This window comes from Vibrio sp. B7, assembly GCF_963888765.1.
Lineage (GTDB): Bacteria > Pseudomonadota > Gammaproteobacteria > Enterobacterales > Vibrionaceae > Vibrio > Vibrio anguillarum.
In genome coordinates this window covers 82695-100427 of sequence record NZ_CAWPKR010000004.1, presented here as the reverse complement: position 1 = coordinate 100427, position 17733 = coordinate 82695, and the positions used below count along the sequence as shown (strand labels likewise).

General features: G+C 47.1%; 15 protein-coding genes and 1 other RNA gene. 1 reads left to right on the top strand and 15 read right to left on the bottom strand.

Features of this window, described 5'->3' with window-relative positions; genetic code table 11:
- Window positions 1–21: 21 nt before the first annotated feature.
- Window positions 22–477 carry a DUF721 domain-containing protein gene (locus tag AACV32_RS02880; protein WP_017046518.1) on the top strand — a complete coding sequence of 152 codons (456 nt, stop codon included), beginning with the start codon at window positions 22–24 and terminating at the stop codon, window positions 475–477.
- A gap of 70 nt (window positions 478–547) precedes the next feature.
- On the opposite strand, the gene lpxC is transcribed toward AACV32_RS02880, so the two are convergent.
- The 15 genes from lpxC to rnpB form a co-directional block, all read right to left on the bottom strand.
- Window positions 548–1465 carry a UDP-3-O-acyl-N-acetylglucosamine deacetylase gene (gene lpxC, locus AACV32_RS02875; RefSeq protein WP_010317993.1) on the bottom strand — a complete coding sequence of 306 codons (918 nt, stop codon included), beginning with the start codon at window positions 1463–1465 and terminating at the stop codon, window positions 548–550.
- A 97-nt stretch (window positions 1466–1562) separates the two neighbouring features.
- Window positions 1563–2780: a cell division protein FtsZ gene (gene ftsZ / locus AACV32_RS02870; protein ID WP_017042647.1), complete on the bottom strand. Its 1218-nt coding sequence runs from the start codon at window positions 2778–2780 to the stop codon at window positions 1563–1565.
- A gap of 30 nt (window positions 2781–2810) precedes the next feature.
- Entirely contained in the window at window positions 2811–4073 is a 1263-nt protein-coding gene (gene ftsA / locus AACV32_RS02865) for a cell division protein FtsA (RefSeq protein ID WP_010317995.1), read from the bottom strand.
- Window positions 4066–4839, bottom strand: a complete 774-nt coding sequence (locus AACV32_RS02860) for a cell division protein FtsQ/DivIB (RefSeq protein ID WP_088718004.1) — start codon at window positions 4837–4839, stop codon at window positions 4066–4068. Before AACV32_RS02860 ends, ftsA begins: the two co-directional genes overlap by 8 nt.
- Before the next feature lie 188 nt (window positions 4840–5027).
- Entirely contained in the window at window positions 5028–6488 is a 1461-nt protein-coding gene (gene murC, locus AACV32_RS02855) for a UDP-N-acetylmuramate--L-alanine ligase (RefSeq protein WP_013856083.1), read from the bottom strand.
- A gap of 13 nt (window positions 6489–6501) precedes the next feature.
- A complete protein-coding gene (gene murG, locus AACV32_RS02850; protein ID WP_170895626.1) occupies window positions 6502–7563 on the bottom strand; it encodes an undecaprenyldiphospho-muramoylpentapeptide beta-N-acetylglucosaminyltransferase in 1062 nt (353 codons plus the stop codon).
- A complete protein-coding gene (ftsW, locus tag AACV32_RS02845; protein WP_038148764.1) occupies window positions 7550–8725 on the bottom strand; it encodes a cell division protein FtsW in 1176 nt (391 codons plus the stop codon). The genes murG and ftsW overlap by 14 nt, the downstream gene beginning before the upstream one ends.
- A gap of 42 nt (window positions 8726–8767) precedes the next feature.
- Window positions 8768–10105 (bottom strand): UDP-N-acetylmuramoyl-L-alanine--D-glutamate ligase, encoded by a 1338-nt coding sequence (gene murD / locus AACV32_RS02840; protein ID WP_373568411.1) that lies wholly within the window; start codon window positions 10103–10105, stop codon window positions 8768–8770.
- A 15-nt stretch (window positions 10106–10120) separates the two neighbouring features.
- On the bottom strand, window positions 10121–11203 hold the full coding sequence (mraY, locus tag AACV32_RS02835) for a phospho-N-acetylmuramoyl-pentapeptide-transferase (protein WP_017046513.1): 1083 nt from the start codon (window positions 11201–11203) through the stop codon (window positions 10121–10123).
- Entirely contained in the window at window positions 11200–12558 is a 1359-nt protein-coding gene (locus AACV32_RS02830) for a UDP-N-acetylmuramoyl-tripeptide--D-alanyl-D-alanine ligase (protein ID WP_170895624.1), read from the bottom strand. Before AACV32_RS02830 ends, mraY begins: the two co-directional genes overlap by 4 nt.
- A complete protein-coding gene (gene murE, locus AACV32_RS02825) occupies window positions 12555–14042 on the bottom strand; it encodes a UDP-N-acetylmuramoyl-L-alanyl-D-glutamate--2,6-diaminopimelate ligase (RefSeq protein WP_170895623.1) in 1488 nt (495 codons plus the stop codon). The genes AACV32_RS02830 and murE overlap by 4 nt, the downstream gene beginning before the upstream one ends.
- A gap of 16 nt (window positions 14043–14058) precedes the next feature.
- Window positions 14059–15789, bottom strand: coding sequence for a peptidoglycan glycosyltransferase FtsI (locus AACV32_RS02820; RefSeq protein WP_013856076.1), 1731 nt, complete (start codon window positions 15787–15789; stop codon window positions 14059–14061).
- On the bottom strand, window positions 15786–16103 hold the full coding sequence (gene ftsL / locus AACV32_RS02815; RefSeq protein ID WP_010318013.1) for a cell division protein FtsL: 318 nt from the start codon (window positions 16101–16103) through the stop codon (window positions 15786–15788). Before ftsL ends, AACV32_RS02820 begins: the two co-directional genes overlap by 4 nt.
- 3 nt (window positions 16104–16106) lie before the next feature.
- The gene (gene rsmH / locus AACV32_RS02810) at window positions 16107–17057 is read right to left on the bottom strand and encodes a 16S rRNA (cytosine(1402)-N(4))-methyltransferase RsmH (RefSeq protein WP_010318016.1); all 951 of its coding nucleotides are present in this window, start codon (window positions 17055–17057) and stop codon (window positions 16107–16109) included.
- Between the two features lie 200 nt (window positions 17058–17257).
- An RNA gene (rnpB, locus tag AACV32_RS02805) (RNase P RNA component class A) lies at window positions 17258–17661 on the bottom strand.
- Between the last annotated feature and the right edge of the window lie 72 nt (window positions 17662–17733).

Sequence of the window (17733 nt, the reverse complement as noted above, 5' to 3'; positions counted from 1 at the left end):
GCAACTTAAGAGGGAGACACCATGCGCGATCACCGTCCCACGTTAACGAAAGAGCTGATCAGCGATTCATCTCTAAAGAAAATACAGCAACATGCCACCGAGATCCTCGCTTTAAATAAAGTGCTCAATAAGTTGCTTCCTAAAGGAACGGCCGATCATGTCCGAGCCGCTAATGTGCGCGGTGGTCACTTAATCGTTGAAGTGGCCAGTGCATCAATAAAAATGAAGCTTGATTATGACCGATTACACATTTTGAATCAGTTACGCAACCAAGGATTTGCCAAATTGATCAGCATTGAGCTCAAGATAAACCCAGCGCTCTATCGTAATCGTGGTATGAAAGAAGAAAAAGAAACGGTCGCTCGCCCACCACTATCTGAAAATACGGCGCAAGCATTATTGATGGTGGCAAGTAGCGCTTCCCCCAAAGTCAAAAAACGTTTGGAAAATTTGGCGAAATTGGCTAGGCCCAAATAAGCGTCATCAATGAATTAGTACAAATAAAAAGGCCAGACAACTGTCTGGCCTTTTTATTTAAAAATTGCGATTAAGCGAGAACCATATTTGGTTCAGCAAACGCCACTGGAGAGCCAACTTCTTCTTCAAAAGTAGCCCATTCCCACGCCTCTTGGTCGGCTAAGACCGCACGCAGTAGCTGGTTATTCAAACCATGGCCTGATTTATAAGCACGGAACTCACCCACAATGGAATGACCACACATGTACAAGTCACCAATGGCATCCAATACTTTATGAGTGACAAACTCATTGGCAAAACGCAAACCTTCTTCATTGAGAATACGGTATTCATCTAATACGATGGCGCAATCAAAGCTACCACCTAAACAGAGGTTTTGCGATTGTAGGTACTCAATGTCACGCATGAAACCAAAAGTACGAGCTCTTGAAATTTCTTTGACGAAACCTTGCGAGGAAAAATCAAACACCATGCGTTGTTCATCAGAATCGATAGCAGGATGTTGAAAGTCAATCTCAAAATCCATACGAAAACCGTTATGAGGTACAAGTTCTGCCCACTTATCACCATCTTCAAATCGAACTGGTTTCTTAATTCGAATAAAACGTTTTGGTGTATTCAGCGTTTGAATGCCCGCTTGTTGTAGCAAGTAAACAAATGGGCTAGCACTACCATCCATAATAGGAATTTCAGGTGCGTCAACTTCGATGATAACGTTGTCGATTCCCATGCCCGCTAATGCTGCATTTAAGTGCTCAACAGTAGATATACGAATACCTTCATCGTTGACCAAAGCAGTACATAGCATGGTATCGCGAACAGATTCAGGATCCGCAGGGAAGTCTACTGGAGGATTGACATCAGTACGGCGGTAAATGATCCCAGTGTTTGCAGCAGCAGGGCGAAGCGTTAATGTGACTTTACGACCAGAGTGTAAGCCCACCCCAGTTGTTTTCACTATTTCTTTCAGAGTTCGTTGTCTGATCATCTACTTGCCTCTATGTCAGTGCGACAAAACACGGTCGGTAAAGCACCGACCGCGAATGCTACCATAATTTTGAACAGTGTCAAATTATGTCTAATTGTTAATCAGCCTGACGACGTAAAAATGCTGGGATATCAAGATATCCATTTTCCTTATCAGCTTTCGGTGCCGTATTTTGGCTTGCACCGGAAGAAGATGAAACAGTTGACGACGATGCTGATTGCGGTTTCACTTCTGCTCTTTCCTGCAAAGGCTGTGCCGTTTTTTCTTCGATTTTCGCTGCTTGTTGAACCATTTGTGGTTGAACTGCTGGTGCGACTTTGGCTTTACCGCCTGCAACTAAAGTAATGTCTGGCTTTTTCTCATTGCCAATACCCGTTGCAACGACAGTCACGCGAATTTCGTCTGCCATATCAGGATCTAACGAAGTACCGATGACAACTGTCGCATTGTCAGACGCAAACGCCTTAACAGTATTACCGACGGTTTCGAATTCGTCTAGTCGCATATCCAAACCAGCAGTAATATTGACCAACACGCCACGAGCGCCTGCAAGATCAATATCTTCCAAAAGAGGGCTAGAAATTGCCATCTCTGCCGCTTCTTCAGCACGATCTTCGCCGCGAGCTACTCCGCTACCCATCATCGCGTGGCCCATTTCTGACATCACAGTACGTACGTCAGCAAAGTCCACGTTAATCATGCCTGGGCGTGTAATTAGCTCTGCAATACCTTGCACTGCATTTTTAAGTACATCATTCGCACTCGCAAATGCTTCAAGTAAGGTAATACCACGACCTAACACTTTCAGTAGTTTTTCATTAGGAATGGTAATCAAAGAGTCAACGTGTTTTGACAACTCTTCAATACCTTGCTCAGCAAATGCCAAACGCTTTTTTCCTTCAAAACTGAAAGGTTTAGTGACAACCGCTACGGTTAAGATACCCAGTTCTTTGGCAACTTCTGCAATAACAGGAGCAGCACCTGTACCTGTACCACCGCCCATACCAGCTGCGATAAACACCATATCGGCACCCATCAGAACTTCTTTAATTCTTTCTCTGTCTTCTAGAGCTGCATCACGTCCAACTTGCGGGTTTGCACCAGCACCCAAACCTTTAGTGATATCACCACCAATTTGAATGACGCTACTTACGCTTGTTTTACGAAGTGCTTGCGCATCGGTATTGACACTGATGAATTCCACGCCTTCGATGGACTCACGCACCATGTGTTCAACAGCGTTACCGCCACCACCACCAACTCCAACGACTTTAATTACAGCATCGTCAGACATTTCCATCATCGGTTCAAACATGTGTTATCTCCGTTTTCCCTGCAACTCAGGTTAAAACTCTTTTTGTATCCAGTTACGCAAACGACCAATTAAGCTCGACATGGATTGGCGTTTCGGTTCGCTGTATTCCGTGTCGTCATTAATTTGGCTCTCTTTCGCATAATGAAGTAAACCAACCGCCGTAGAATGATACGGCTCTTTTACATAATCTGTAAGGCCACTCACCTCTAAAGGCTTGCCTACGCGAACTTGATTGCGGAAAACGCGTTCCGCACACTCAACCAAACCTTCAATTTGCGCAGCGCCGCCAGTTAAAACAACACCAGCCGCTAAATGGTGTTTAATACCATTTTTGCGCAATTTGTCTTGGACAGTATCTATAGTTTGGTTAACTAATCCCATTAATTCAGTGTAGCGAGGTTCAATCACTTCCGACAAGGTTTGTCTTTGCAAACTTCGCGAAGGTCTTCCTCCTACACTTGGGACGTTAACGGTATCATCCTTGCTTACCAATTCACTCAGCGCACAGCCATATTTTACTTTAATCTCTTCAGCATCACTGACTGGTGTGCCAAACGCAAAAGCAATATCACTGGTTACTGCGTTTCCTGCATAAGAAAACACTTCAGTATGTCGTAACGCACCACCGGTCCAGATAGCAACATCCATAGTGCCTGCGCCTATATCAATCACGCACACACCTAACTCTCGCTCATCTTCCGTAATAACTGCATTACTTGCCGCTAAACCAGAGTAAACCAGTTGTTCAACTTTTAAACCACAGCGTTCTACCGCTTTGATAATATTTCTCGCCATATCATTATGACAAGAAATAAGATGCACGCTCACTTCCATGCGCACACCTGATAAACCAAGCGGGTTTTTAATTCCCTCTTGGTAATCAATCGTAAATTCTTGAGGAATGACGTGCAATATTCTTTGCTCTTCCCCAATTTTTATTGATTTGGCGGTATGAATCGCTCGATCCATATCTTCTTGAGAAACTTCTTCATCTGAAATAGTTCCCATGCCTTTTTCAATACGGCTCGCAATATGTCGCCCAGATAGAGAGAGAAACACATTACTAATTTGGCATTCCGCCATTAATTCTGCTTGGTCAACCGCTCTTTGGACAGACTTAACGACCGATTCAAGATCATTAACTCCCCCTTTATCCATCCCACGGGATGGGCTCGTACCAGCGCCAATAATATTAATTTGACCGTCAGGCAGTATTTCACCGACTAAAGCTGACACGGTGGCTGTGCCTATATCAAGACCAACAATAATGTTGTCATCAGCGGTCTTAGTCATTTTTACTCTCTTGTGCTTCTTGTTCAGGGAACCAACCTACTGCGGCTCCTGTATCATATCTAAGATCGATATAGCTAACTTGTTCAGCTTTATTACCTAAATTCTTATACAGCGAAATAAAACGTGCAACTCGCTCATCTAGTGATTCTTTACCTAACTCTAAGCGGATGCCATTATCTAAAATTATTTGCCACGCTCGACGATCGTTGAGTAACAGTGACGATATATTTAAGTTTAATGATTGAAACTTAGGGTTCGTTTTATTCCAAACATCCAGTACTTCGTGACTGGTTCCTTGCGGGCCATAAAGTTTCACTCTATCGCCGTTCAATTGACCAATATCACCATTAAATACCGTGCCATATCCGTCTAACAAAGCGTTGCCATTCCAAATCGCTACCGCTCTATACTCTGTCAGAAACACTTTTATTGTGTCAGGCCATTGTTTACGAATCGATGCATGGGCCACCCACGGGATGACCTGTACACTCGATTGAAGTACGTTAATATCTTGCGACATGAAAGTACCGATATGATCCAACTGAGCAAAAGCGCGCTGCACATCTAGCGAAGATACGTATTGCAAGTCACCTTGTAGAACAATTTTTGAAAGCGGTAGCCTCTGTTCGTCCCACATCCAACTGAGTGTTGAATAAATGAGTGAACTTATCAGCAACAACACCACAAATAAAAAAATAGCGCCAGCGGCGTGATCTTTTATGAGTGGCGAACGGGACACAGCTCGGCTTTCATCGAACACATTCATTAACAAAGCCTGATGTTCCTGTTTCTAAATCGCAATCGCATGCCCTATTTGGTTCACAATAGAGGTAAAAGCACTGACTTTAACCTCCGGATTATACTGAGGTCGCTGAAAGTATCAAACATTGAAAGTAATAAATCTGGACTGGATACCATGTTATTCAATATTGATACACAAATAAGCCATTTAAATTAAACCTGTTGCATTTTACTGATATTCAGTTCGAGTCCCGCTAAATGTTTCGCTACCTTGCCGATATCCCCAGCACCTTGCGTCAGCACGAGGTCACCATCTTGTAATACATTAGCCAGAATCGAAGGCAGTATGGTGCTGTCGGGAACAAAAATAGGATCAATTTTACCGCGACTGCGTATCGTTCGGCACAACGATCGACCATCGGCTCCCGCAATCGGCTTTTCTCCTGCGGCATAGACATCGAGCATGATCAGCACATCGACTTGCTCCAGTACATTGGCAAAATCATCATACAGATCGCGAGTTCGACTGTAGCGATGGGGTTGGAAAATCATCACTAGCCGTTTTTCTTGCCAGCCACTACGCGCCGCCTTAATAGTCACGCCCACCTCAGTCGGATGATGACCATAATCATCGACGAGCATCGCAACTCCATTGCCCGTATCAAACTCGCCCAGATGATCAAAACGACGTCCCGTACCTTGGGTGCTAGCCATCGCTTTTAAAATCGCTTCATCGCTGATGTCGTCTTCCGTTGCCACTGCAATAGCCGCGGAGGCATTAAGCGCATTATGACGACCTGGAATATTAAGCGTGATATCCAGATTGGCTCGTCCCTGTCTGACGACCGTAAACTGGCCTTGTTGCCCCTGCTGATGGTAATTCTCAATCCTGACATCTGCATCATCGGCAAAACCGTAGGTGATCACTTGACGGCTGATACGTGGGATGATTTCACGCACAACAGGATCATCAATACATAATATCGCCTGACCATAAAATGGCAGGTTGTGTAAGAAATCGATGAAGGTCTGTTTGAGCGTTTCAAAATCACCGCCATACGTATCCATGTGATCAGCTTCGATGTTGGTCACGATACTAACCATAGGCTGAAGATGAAGGAATGAAGCATCACTTTCGTCAGCTTCAGCAATCAAAATCCGACTTGAACCCAAACGCGCATTGGTGCCAGCGCTTTTGACTAACCCGCCATTAACAAACGTGGGATCTAAACCAGCCTCAGAATAAATTTGCGTAACCAATGCCGTAGTCGTTGTTTTACCATGCGTACCAGCCACCGCAATGCCATGACGAAAACGCATTAATTCCGCCAACATTTCTGCACGACGAACAATAGGAATGCGTCGCTCACGCGCCGCTTTCAGTTCAGGATTTAGCTCATCGATTGCAGTAGAGACTACCACCACGCTGGCGAGTTCAATATTAGTGGCTTGATGACCGATATAAATGATAGCCCCTTTACTTGCCAATCTTTCAGTCACAGGGTTGGAAGCGAGATCAGAGCCAGTAATTTGGTAGCCTTCATTGAGCAATACTTCTGCAATTCCGCTCATTCCCGCCCCACCAATACCGACAAAGTGAATACACTTGACGCGGCGCATCTCTGGCACCATGGCACGGATTTGAGCTAAATCTTGAGTATGTTTAATGGTCATGAAAAATTTCTCGTTATTGGGTAAGTGCGATGATAGCGTCGGCAACGACTTTATCAGCATCCAGTTGTGCGGCTGCACGCGCTTGTTGCGCCATCAACAGCAGATCATGACGCTCAAGTGAAGCAATCTCTTGCGCTAGTTTTTCTACTGTGAGCTGCGGCTGTTCAATCATTTTGGCCGCACCACAAGCGACTAAGTGATCCGCGTTAAGCGCTTGCTGTCGGTCTTTATGCATAAAAGGGATAAATATAGCGCCAACACCGGCCGCTGCCACTTCAGAAACCGTTAATGCTCCCGAGCGGCACACCAGTAAATCAGCCCACGCATAAGCGCCAGCCACATCCTCAATGAACTCAGTAACGTGTGCATTTTTGATCTGAAGCGCGCGATAAGCTTGCTCAACCGACTGTTGATTATTCTTGCCTGCTTGATGGCAAACTTGGTAATTATCGCCAAGCATAGCTAGCACATCAGGCAAAGTTTGATTGAGAATCTGCGCACCTTGGCTGCCGCCCATCACGAGAATGCGGATCGGTTCATTTCGCTCAGCAAAGCGTACTTGCGGTGCGGGTAATGTAGCGACATCTTGACGTACAGGGTTACCTACGACTTGTGCCTCAGTAAAGGCACCGGGGAAGGCTTGAAATACGCGTTTGGCAATTTTCGAAAGCCAACGGTTGGTTAACCCTGCTACGGCATTTTGCTCGTGAAGCACAACGGGAATTCCCATAGACCACGCTGCCACGCCACCGGGGCCACTGACGTATCCGCCCATGCCGAGCACCGCATCAGGTTGCCACTGCTTCAAATAACGACGCGCTTGAAAAATCGCGTTCACAATTTGAAAAGGCGCTTTCAGCAAACGCCCTATGCCTTGGCCACGTAAACCTTTGACCTGAATAAAGTCGATCTCAATACCATGTTTAGGCACTAATTCTGCTTCCATCCGATCCGCAGTCCCTAGCCAGCGGATCTGCCAACCTTGCTGTTGGAGCTGTTTAGCCACAGCGAGACCGGGAAAAACATGTCCCCCCGTGCCACCAGCCATAACCATTAAACGTTTATTGTTTATCATTGGATTCTTTTTCTATAGACACTCGATTGCGATCTTTGAGTCGACACTCATGATCAATTCTCAATAAGATCGACACCGCAACCGACATAATAATTAAGCTTGAACCGCCGTAACTGATCAAGGGCAGCGTTAGGCCCTTAGTCGGCACCATACCCGCTGCAGCACCCACATTGACGAGTGTTTGGAATGCAAACCAAATTCCAATACCAAAGGCCAAATAGCCACCAAATTGCTGATCATGCTCAAAGGCTTTTTTACCGATAAACACCGCTTTAAGCACCAGACTAAAAATCAGCAATAGAACCAGTACAACGCCAACAAAACCGAGCTCTTCAGCCAGCACCGCAAATACGAAATCAGTGTGCGCTTCAGGTAAGTACTCTAGCTTTTGAATCGAGTTACCAAGCCCTTGACCAAACCACTCTCCACGACCAAAGGCCATCAAAGATTGAGTCAATTGATAACCGCTGCCAAACGGGTCTTCCCATGGGTCAAGAAATGAAGTTACACGGCGAATACGGTAAGGCTCTGCCGCAATCAGTGCGATTACCGCAACAATTCCAGCCACCATGAGCGCAATAAATTGTGACAGTTTGGCCCCAGCAATAAACAGCATACCAAACAGAGTCACCAGCATCACAACCACGGTTCCCAAATCTGGCTGACCAAGTAGCAAGATAGCCAAGGTTCCAAACACCATAATCGGTTTCATGAAACCACCAAAAAAGGTTTGCCTCACTTCATCTTGTTTACGAACTAAGTAACCAGCCATGAAAATAAACAGTGACAGTTTCGCGACCTCCGCAGGTTGCAGGTTAAATAACCCCAAAGGGATCCAACGCGAGGCACCATTGACCGATTTGCCCGCGAGCAAAACCACAATCAGCAGCATAAAAGAGACGCCAAGTAGCACCGAGCTGTATTGCATCCAACGTTTCATTGGCACTTGCAACACCACACTCGATGTCACGATAGCCAGCATCAAGAAAATGGCGTGACGAAACATAAAGTGAAACGGTTGATCCGTTAAACGCGAACTGATAGGAAACGAAGCCGATGTCACCATCACAAGCCCAGTCAGCATCAAACCTAAAGCAATCCATACCAATTGACGATCAAACAAGGCTTCAGGCGCTTGGCTCTGAAACCATTGACGAGTCATTTTGATGAGGCTTGAAAAGGACAAAATGCAATTTCCTGTTGATTAAGCGTAACGCTGCGCAAGCTCGGCAAAGGCGTCACCTCTGGCCATAAAGTTTTTAAACTGATCAAAACTGGCACAAGCAGGCGAAAGCATCACCATATCACCACGACGCAGCTGCGGTTTGATCGATACGATAATCTCTTCCATCGATGAATAAAACTGAGCCGATGGATGCAGTGGCATGAATTGCCCACCGTCAACGCCAAAACAGCACAGTTTTACGTTCAATGTTTTTAGTATCGGTGCTAATGGCGAGAAATCAGCGCCCTTGCCAACGCCCCCCACAAGCAGATACAAAGTCCCTTGGCAATTTAACCCCGACAACGCCGCTTGAGTGCTTGCGACATTGGTCGCTTTCGAGTCATTGACCCATTTTACGCCGTGATTATCAGCAACAACCTGACAACGATGTGTCAGCCCGCGGTAAGATTTCAATGCATCAAGCGCAGATGAGTAATCAACACCCGCCAAATCGAGCAGTGCGAGCACAGTGAGCACGTTGGCACTATTGTGTCGTCCCACTAAGCTGAGTTCCTCGCTTGCCAACAATGGCGTGCCTTTCGCCACTAAGAACGATTTGCCATCAATCATTTGCGTGCAATAGTCCGCGTCATGTTCAACGGAAAAACGTGCGATGTGACCTGAAAATGAGGGAGGTTCCGTCTGGCTATCATCGGCGTTCACGACCGCCGCTTGCGCATACTTAAAAATGCGCAATTTAGCTTGGCGATACGATTCCATACCATCGTAGCGATCCATATGATCTTCAGTCAGATTGAGAAAGGCAGCAGAGACGAGTTTTAAACTTGAGGTCGTTTCCAGCTGGAAGCTTGAGAGCTCCAGCACATAAAGATCGGCCTCTTGCTGAAGTAGATCTAAAGCAGGCACACCAATATTGCCGCCAACGGCAACCTTAACCCCAGCAGCTTTAGCAAGTACTCCGGTTAAATCCGTCACAGTGCTCTTGCCGTTGGCTCCTGTGATAGCGATAACAGGCTTATCCACCTGCCAAGCAAAGAGCTCAATATCGCCCACCACGGGAATATGTCGTGCTAACGCCTGTTGAATCTCTGGCGTAGCTAAAGCAATACCCGGATTAGTAACAATCAGGTCAGCGTCAAATAGCCAAGCTTGGTTCCAGCCACCACAATGTAGCTCAACTTGCGAGCTTAAATGCTCTCGACCTGGCGGGTTTTCCCGTGTGTCGATCACCTTAATCGTGAGCGAGCGATCTAAGCTCAAAAGGTAGTTAACCACCGAGAGACCCGTCATACCCAGCCCCACGACCACCACATTATTAACAGTTTGCCAACGATCCATCTTCATTCCATTCAACACCGTTTTGCTCTATCACTAGCGCACTTTTAGTGTAGCCAAACCCACTAACACCAACACAATTGAGATAATCCAAAAACGGACGATCACGCGTGGTTCTGGCCAACCTTTCAATTCATAGTGGTGATGGATAGGGGCCATCCGGAAAATACGTTGACCACGCAATTTGTAGGAACCGACTTGTAAAATCACCGACAAGGTTTCCATCACAAACACGCCGCCCATGATCACTAACACAAACTCTTGACGAACCAACACTGCAATTGTACCGAGTGCACCGCCTAAAGCGAGTGAACCCACATCGCCCATAAAGACTTGCGCAGGATAAGTGTTGAACCACAGAAAACCTAAACCGGCCCCCACAATTGCAGTACACACCACCACCAACTCTGAGGCATAAGGAACATAAGGAATATGCAGATAACTGGCGAAATTGACGTTCCCAGTTGCCCATGCAATCACAGCAAAACCAGCAGCAACCAAAACAGTCGGCATGATGGCTAAACCATCCAGACCATCGGTTAAGTTCACCGCGTTACTGGTTCCGACGATGACAAAATAGGTCAGCACAATGTAGAGCAAGCCCAGTTGCGGCATCACATCTTTAAAGAAAGGCACCACAAGCTGAGTAGCTGCGGTATCGTTGCCATGTGCATAGAGAGCAAACGCCACTATTAACGCAATGGCCGACTGCCAAAAGTATTTCCAGCGTGCGATCAATCCATCACTATTTTTACGCACCACTTTGCGATAATCATCCACAAAACCGACGACGCCATAACCAAGCAGCACCGCGAGTACAGCCCACACGTAAGGGTTTGAGAGATCAGTCCACAGCAGTACGGTAATAATGATAGAGGCGAGGATCATCACTCCGCCCATGGTTGGCGTACCGCGCTTACTAAAATGTGATTCTGGGCCGTCGTTCCGCACTACTTGACCAATTTGCAGTAGTTGCAAACGTTTAATCAAGCGCGGCCCCATCCATAACGACAGAGCAAGTGCGGTTAAAATACTGACGATGGCCCGAAATGAGAGATATTCGAACAGACGAAAAAAAGAGAAGTATGGCTGGAGTAGATCCGCGAGCCAAATAATCATGAGTATTTCTCCTTGAGAGCAGCCACAATTTTACTCATACCCGCACTGTTTGCACCTTTGACAAGTAAGGTATGAGACTCTTGATCGAATTGTGATAATTGCTGCTCGATATAAGCAATCATGTCCGCATGGCTTTCAAAATGGAGGCCATGGCATAGGTCACTGATCACTTTTGCATCGCGACCGTAAGTAAGGACATAGTCAAACTGGAATGGTGCAGCATGTTCACCGACTTGACGATGAAGTGCAAGGCTTTCATCGCCCAACTCAGCCATATTACCTAAAATTAACCAACGCCTTGCAGAGAAAGTGTTAAGTAGATCAACCGCCGCTTTCATTGCTGGAACACTGGCATTGTAACTGTCATCAATCAGTTTCACAGTCGAGCTCAATTGGGTGACATCAACACGCCCTTTCACCTGAGCTAGATGCGCAAGTCCGTACTGCACCTCTTCAAGATTCGCCCCCAACTCAATGGCTAATGCCGCCGCCGCCAACGCATTGGAAACGTTATGTTCACCCACAATATTGAGCCCAATATCAATATGACCGACGGGTGTGATCATTTCAAACTGGGCTTCACCTTGTTCATTAAGCCTAATACCACGGGCGTAAAAATCTGCCATTTGACGGCTAGAAAAGGTTTTAACGGTTTTGTCCGCTAAAATAGCGCTCCACCGCTCACCACCGTGGCTTTCTAAATTAATAATGGCTGTCGAACCTGAAGCAAGGCCTTGATAAATTTCACCTTTCGCCTGTTTTACGCCCTCAATTGAGCCAAAACCTTCCAGATGCGCCGCGGCAACATTGTTCACTAATGCGACATCCGGCTTCACTAAAGAGGTGGTATAAGCAATTTCACCAATATGGTTCGCCCCTAACTCAATCACCGCATACGCATCATTAAGATCAGAGCGAAGCAGAGTGAGCGGCACGCCGATATCATTATTAAAATTGCCAGCAGTAAAGAGCACGCGCCCTTTGGCTGATAAAATATTTGCCACCATTTCTTTGACTGTGGTTTTACCACAACTGCCTGTAATCGCAGCGGTCGGTGTTTGACACTGTTGGTGAACCCAAGCGCCAAGCTGGCCTAACGCCTGTTTGGTGTCGGTGACCACCAGTTGAGGAACCGAAACTGCCAAGGGGCGCTGAACCAATAACGCCTTTGCACCAGACGCAACCGCTTGTGCAGCAAACTCATGAGCATCAAATTTATCCCCGACCAAGGCAACAAAGAGCGCACCGGGTTTGATTTGACGCGTGTCGGTCGAGACCTCAGACACGGTGACATCACAACCAACCAATTGTGCCTGCAAAACGTGCGTCAATTGCTGTAAAGAGACTTCTATCATGCACTTATCTCCAGTAAGGTTTGCGCCGTTTCGCGATCCGAATAGTGAATAGTTTGATGGGCCATCACTTGATAATCTTCATGCCCTTTGCCTGCCAATAAAATGATGTCTTGCTGATCAGCATGTTGCAGGGCGTATTGCACGGCAGCGTAACGATTGTGTTCAACGTGTGCGCGACTTGTAAACTCAAGCCCTGCCACCATATCTTGCACAATGTCTGCCGGTTTTTCGCTACGAGGGTTATCGTCGGTCAAAATGACCTTATCGGCGCAGCGCTCTGCAATTTCGGCCATCATCGGGCGTTTGCCTTTATCACGGTCGCCACCACAACCAAAAATCGCCCATAGCTGACCTTGGCAATGAACGCGAAGTGCTAATAGTGCTTTTTCCAAAGCATCAGGCGTGTGTGCATAATCGACGACGATCTTCGCACGATTTGGCGCTTGAAAGAGCTCCATTCGCCCTAAGACCGGCTGCAGTTGAGAAGCCGTTGTCATCAAGGCTTGTTTATCAAAACCTAAAGTCAGCATAGTGGTAAACGCGAGTAGAAGATTGCTGGCGTTAAATTCGCCAATCAACGGCACGCTCAATTCACCTTGACCATAGTAGCCGTCGAAGGTTAATGAAATACCATTATCACGGTAAGAGACCGAGCTCGCCCACAGCGCTTTAGCGCATTGCGGTTGCTGCTTTAAAGAGACGGCAATCGGTGCTTTCAGCTGTGCTAACCAACTCGCCCCCACCGCATCGTCGGCATTAATGACAGCGTATTGGCAGTGATGAGCGGTAAATAAGGAGAGCTTTGCTTTGGCGTACTCTTCCATGGTGCCATGATAATCGAGATGATCGCGGCTTAAGTTAGAAAACACGCCCACAGCGAACTTCAATGCTTGAACTCGCCCTTGAACTAATCCGTGCGAAGAGACTTCCAGAGCGGTATAGCGAGCGCCCTGCTGCGCTAATTGATAGAGTGTTTCTTGGGCCTCAATGGCATTACCTGTGGTATTGGCGGCAGGCTGTAAATGGTTAAGAAAACCATTCCCCGTCGTCCCCAGCACCGCCGCTTTCTCGCCTAACAAGTCAATCCACTGCGCGATTAATTGAGTAATGGTGGTTTTACCGTTAGTTCCCGTAACCCCAATCAACGTATTGGTCTTCGAACGATAAAGCCGCGATGCCAGTTGAGATAGATGTTGGTTTAGATCAGCAAGGTAAATCACTAACACGCCATTGACGGTAGTCATACTGCCATGCGGATGCTGCCCACACGCTTGAGCCAATACCAGATTCGCTCCAGCTTGAGTGGCGCTCTCAATAAACCGCCTTCCGTCGATGGCATGGCCGACCACTGCAATAAAGGTATCATTGGGTGATATTTTACGGCTATCGAGCACTAAACGAGTCACCGACAACGTTGAAATAGAATGGCCATCGAGGTCAAGCCAAGGGGCGATGAGATCTTGTAAACACATACTCGGCGTCATTGTGCTTCTCTCTTAATTATTTTTGGAATCGATTTTCATCAGGAGCGACATTGAGGATCTGCAACGCTCCTTTCATTATTTCGGCAAAGACAGGGCCGGCAACGGAGCCGCCATAATATAAGTCACCTTGAGGTTCATTCACCATCACCACTAACGAGACTCGAGGGTCGCTCACTGGAGCCACTCCTGCCGTGTAAGCAAAATATTCATCACCATAACCGCCGGCAATCGCTTTGCGCGAAGTGCCTGACTTGGCCGCAATACGATAGCCCGGAACCGCGGCTTGAGTTGCTGTGCCACCGGGTTGGGTAACGGTTTCTAACATTTCCAACACTTTCTTAGCATTAGTTTTATCAACCACTTGGCGTGATAAATCTTGCTGGTTGCTGTCAATAATATGGATTGGTTGGTACTGACCTAAATTGCCTAAAGTAGCATAAGCATGAGCCAACTGAATGGGGGTAATTGACAAACCATAGCCAAATGCCAAGGTGGCAATTTCAAACGGTGACCAACGGCGGCGATTCGGGAAAATACCCAAAGTCTCACCGACGAGGTTTAAACCGGACATTTCACCAAGCCCTACAGAGGTATACATACCTAATAGAGCTTCGAGAGGCATTTCAAGCGCCAGCTTAGCCACTCCGATGTTACTCGATTTTTTCAGAATTAAGGTTAAATCGGCTTTGCCGACTTTTGAGGTATCACGCACTCGACTGCCGCCGATTTGCATGATGCCATTCCCTGTATCAATCACCGTTTTGTCATTCGCAACGCCATTTTCAAGCGCGGCCAATACCACAAAAGGTTTGACAGTTGAGCCCGGTTCAAAGGCGTCCGTGATCACGCGGTTACGCATTTTAAAACTTTGCCAATCGGAACGGTTATTGGGGTTGTATGAGGGGGCGTTAACCATCGCTAATACTGCACCCGTTTTCACGTCGAGCAAAATAGCCGATGCCGAAGTGGCACGATAGTCCGCCACAGCTTGCTTGACCGCACGAAAGGCGATCGCTTGCAAACGTTGGTCAATGGTCAACGCCAGTGGCTTGCCCTCTTCACGCTCTTCAAGCGAGATATTTTCCACCACTCGGCCATACCGATCTTTGCGGATCACCTGTTTGCCAGCTTCCCCCGTCAGCCATTTATCATAGCTGCGCTCAACCCCTTCTAAACCGTGGCCATCGATGCCCGTCACACCAATTAAGTGCGCACTCGCCTCACCAGCTGGATAGTAACGGCGAGATTCGGCCTTTAGCCCCACACCCGCTAATTTAAGTTCGCGAATATAATTGGCCATTGCAGGGCTCACTTGACGCTGCAAATAGATAAAACGGCGGGTTTGGTTCTCTTCAATTTTTTTCAGCAGCTCACTGCGCTTAATGCCTAACACATCAGCCAGTGCGTACCAACGTTCACGTTCAACTAAGCCGCCGGCTTTAAAAATAGCCACAGGATCAGCCCATACTGCATCGACAGGAACACTGACTGCGAGAGGTTCACCATTACGATCTGAAATGATTCCGCGTGCCGATGGCAAGGTTTTGGCTCGGACAGAGCGCATATCCCCTTCGCGGATCAAATTATCCGGTTCGATAATTTGGATGAAGGCAACGCGCCCAACCAATAAAGCGAAAGCAACGAATACAAAAAAGAGGATGAGATAGAATCGCCAACGGATCAAAATAGGAGATGTCGCTTTTTCTTGACGAGGTGCCGCTTGGGCTTTGTCTTTGTTTTTTTTCATTTGAGCGTAATCACCACTTCTTTATCAGAATCAGGTCGCTTCATTTCCAGCTCTTGTTTGGCAAGATTCTGCACGCGGCTATGTTCTGCGAGGGCCGTTTCCTCAAGAATGAGGTTACGCCATTCATTATCGAGCCGCTCGCGCTCAACTAAGGTTTGATCTTTTTCTGAAATCGCCTGCCTAGAATGATGGGTAATAAACACCACTCCCATCGCACTGGCAAAAATTAACATTAACAAAATAAGCGGCACTCGACCCACCGTAAACAGGTCAAGTGCAATCAGTTTGGTTAAGTTAGGCGGCGACTTAGACATGGACTACAGTTTTTCAGCAACTCGTAATACTGAGCTGCGTGAGCGGGGATTGAGTTCCACTTCTTCTTTAGTTGGCATAATCGCTTTCCCAACTGGTTTTAAGTTGGCTGAGCCCAATGCCTGAATTTGTATTTCTGTTAACGGCAAACCATGTGGAACCTCTGGGCCTTTACTCTCTTTACGAATAAAGCGTTTGACCATGCGATCCTCAAGCGAATGGAAACTGATCACCGATAAACGCCCTTGTGGGGCTAAGATCTTAGCTGCGCCTTTTAATGCAGTGTCGATCTCTTCTAATTCACTATTGATATAGATACGAAATGCTTGAAATGAGCGCGTAGCCGGGTGCTTTTTCTCTTTAAAGCTTTTCGGCGCAGCTTCTGAAATCAGTTTAGCCAATTGACTGGTGCGCGTCAGAGGCTCTTTTTCATCGTCTTCACGGTAAGCGACAATCGCTTTGGCAATACGGCGCGCGTGCTTGTCTTCACCAAATTCACGAATCACCCAAGTAATGTCGTCCAAATCGGCTTGCGCAAGCCACTGCGAGACAGGGATCCCTGACGTCGGGTCCATACGCATATCAAGCGGGCCATCTTTCATGAAGCTAAAACCGCGCTCGGCATCGTCCAACTGCGGCGAGGAAACGCCTAAATCAAGTAGTACTCCATCCACTTTCCCGACCAGATCGTAGCGCTCAGCGTATTGTGCCATGCCAGAAAATGGGCCATGGATGATAGTAAAACGCGGGTCGTTAATTTTTCCAGCTTCAGCAATCGCTTGTGGATCGCGATCTATGCTGTACAGACGACCATTGTCACCCAACTTAGAGAGAATTGTACGACTATGACCACCACGGCCAAACGTGCCGTCGATATAAATACCGTCTGGTTTGATAGCAAGGCCATCAATGGATTCATTCAGTAGTACAGAAATGTGTTGAAAAGGTTCAGTCATCGTTTTCTCATCGGGCTAAAGCTGAAATATAGCAATCGGCTACGGCGCAAGTATTCAGTTTACTGATTTAACGCCGCATCGCTACCACTTGACGTTGGCATCACGTGATATTGCGCTAAGTTTAGTGCTTACGAAATAATTTTCGTCAATAAAAAGCAAAAAACCCATCATAACCGCAAGAGTTATGATGGGTCTGCAATAGGTGGAGTTGACGTATAAGCCGGGTTCTGTTCCGCTTGCGCGGCAGTAGCCATTCGTCTAGGCCAGCAATCACTCACTGGCTCAAGCAACCTACCCGCTTCCTTACGCGAGCAACGCAATGTGGAAGCCTATTTGGTCTTGCTCCGGGTGGAGTTTACCTTGCTACGAACTGTTGCCAGACGCACGGTGCGCTCTTACCGCACCCTTTCACCCTTACCTGTGCCCATTCCGAAGAAATTGGGCCATCGGCGGTCTTCTCTCTGCTGCACTTGTCGTAGGCTTTCGCCCCCCAGGCGTTACCTGGCACCCTGCTCTATGGAGCCCGGACTTTCCTCCCCTCCATCAGTCTCCTCAGCACAAGGCTAAAGGACATCAATGAAGCAGCGACTACCCAGTCAACTCCGAGGGCGGATTGTATAGAGAAAGATAGGTACTGTCTAGGCTCAAACAACTTCTGTGTTTAATTCACGCTTAA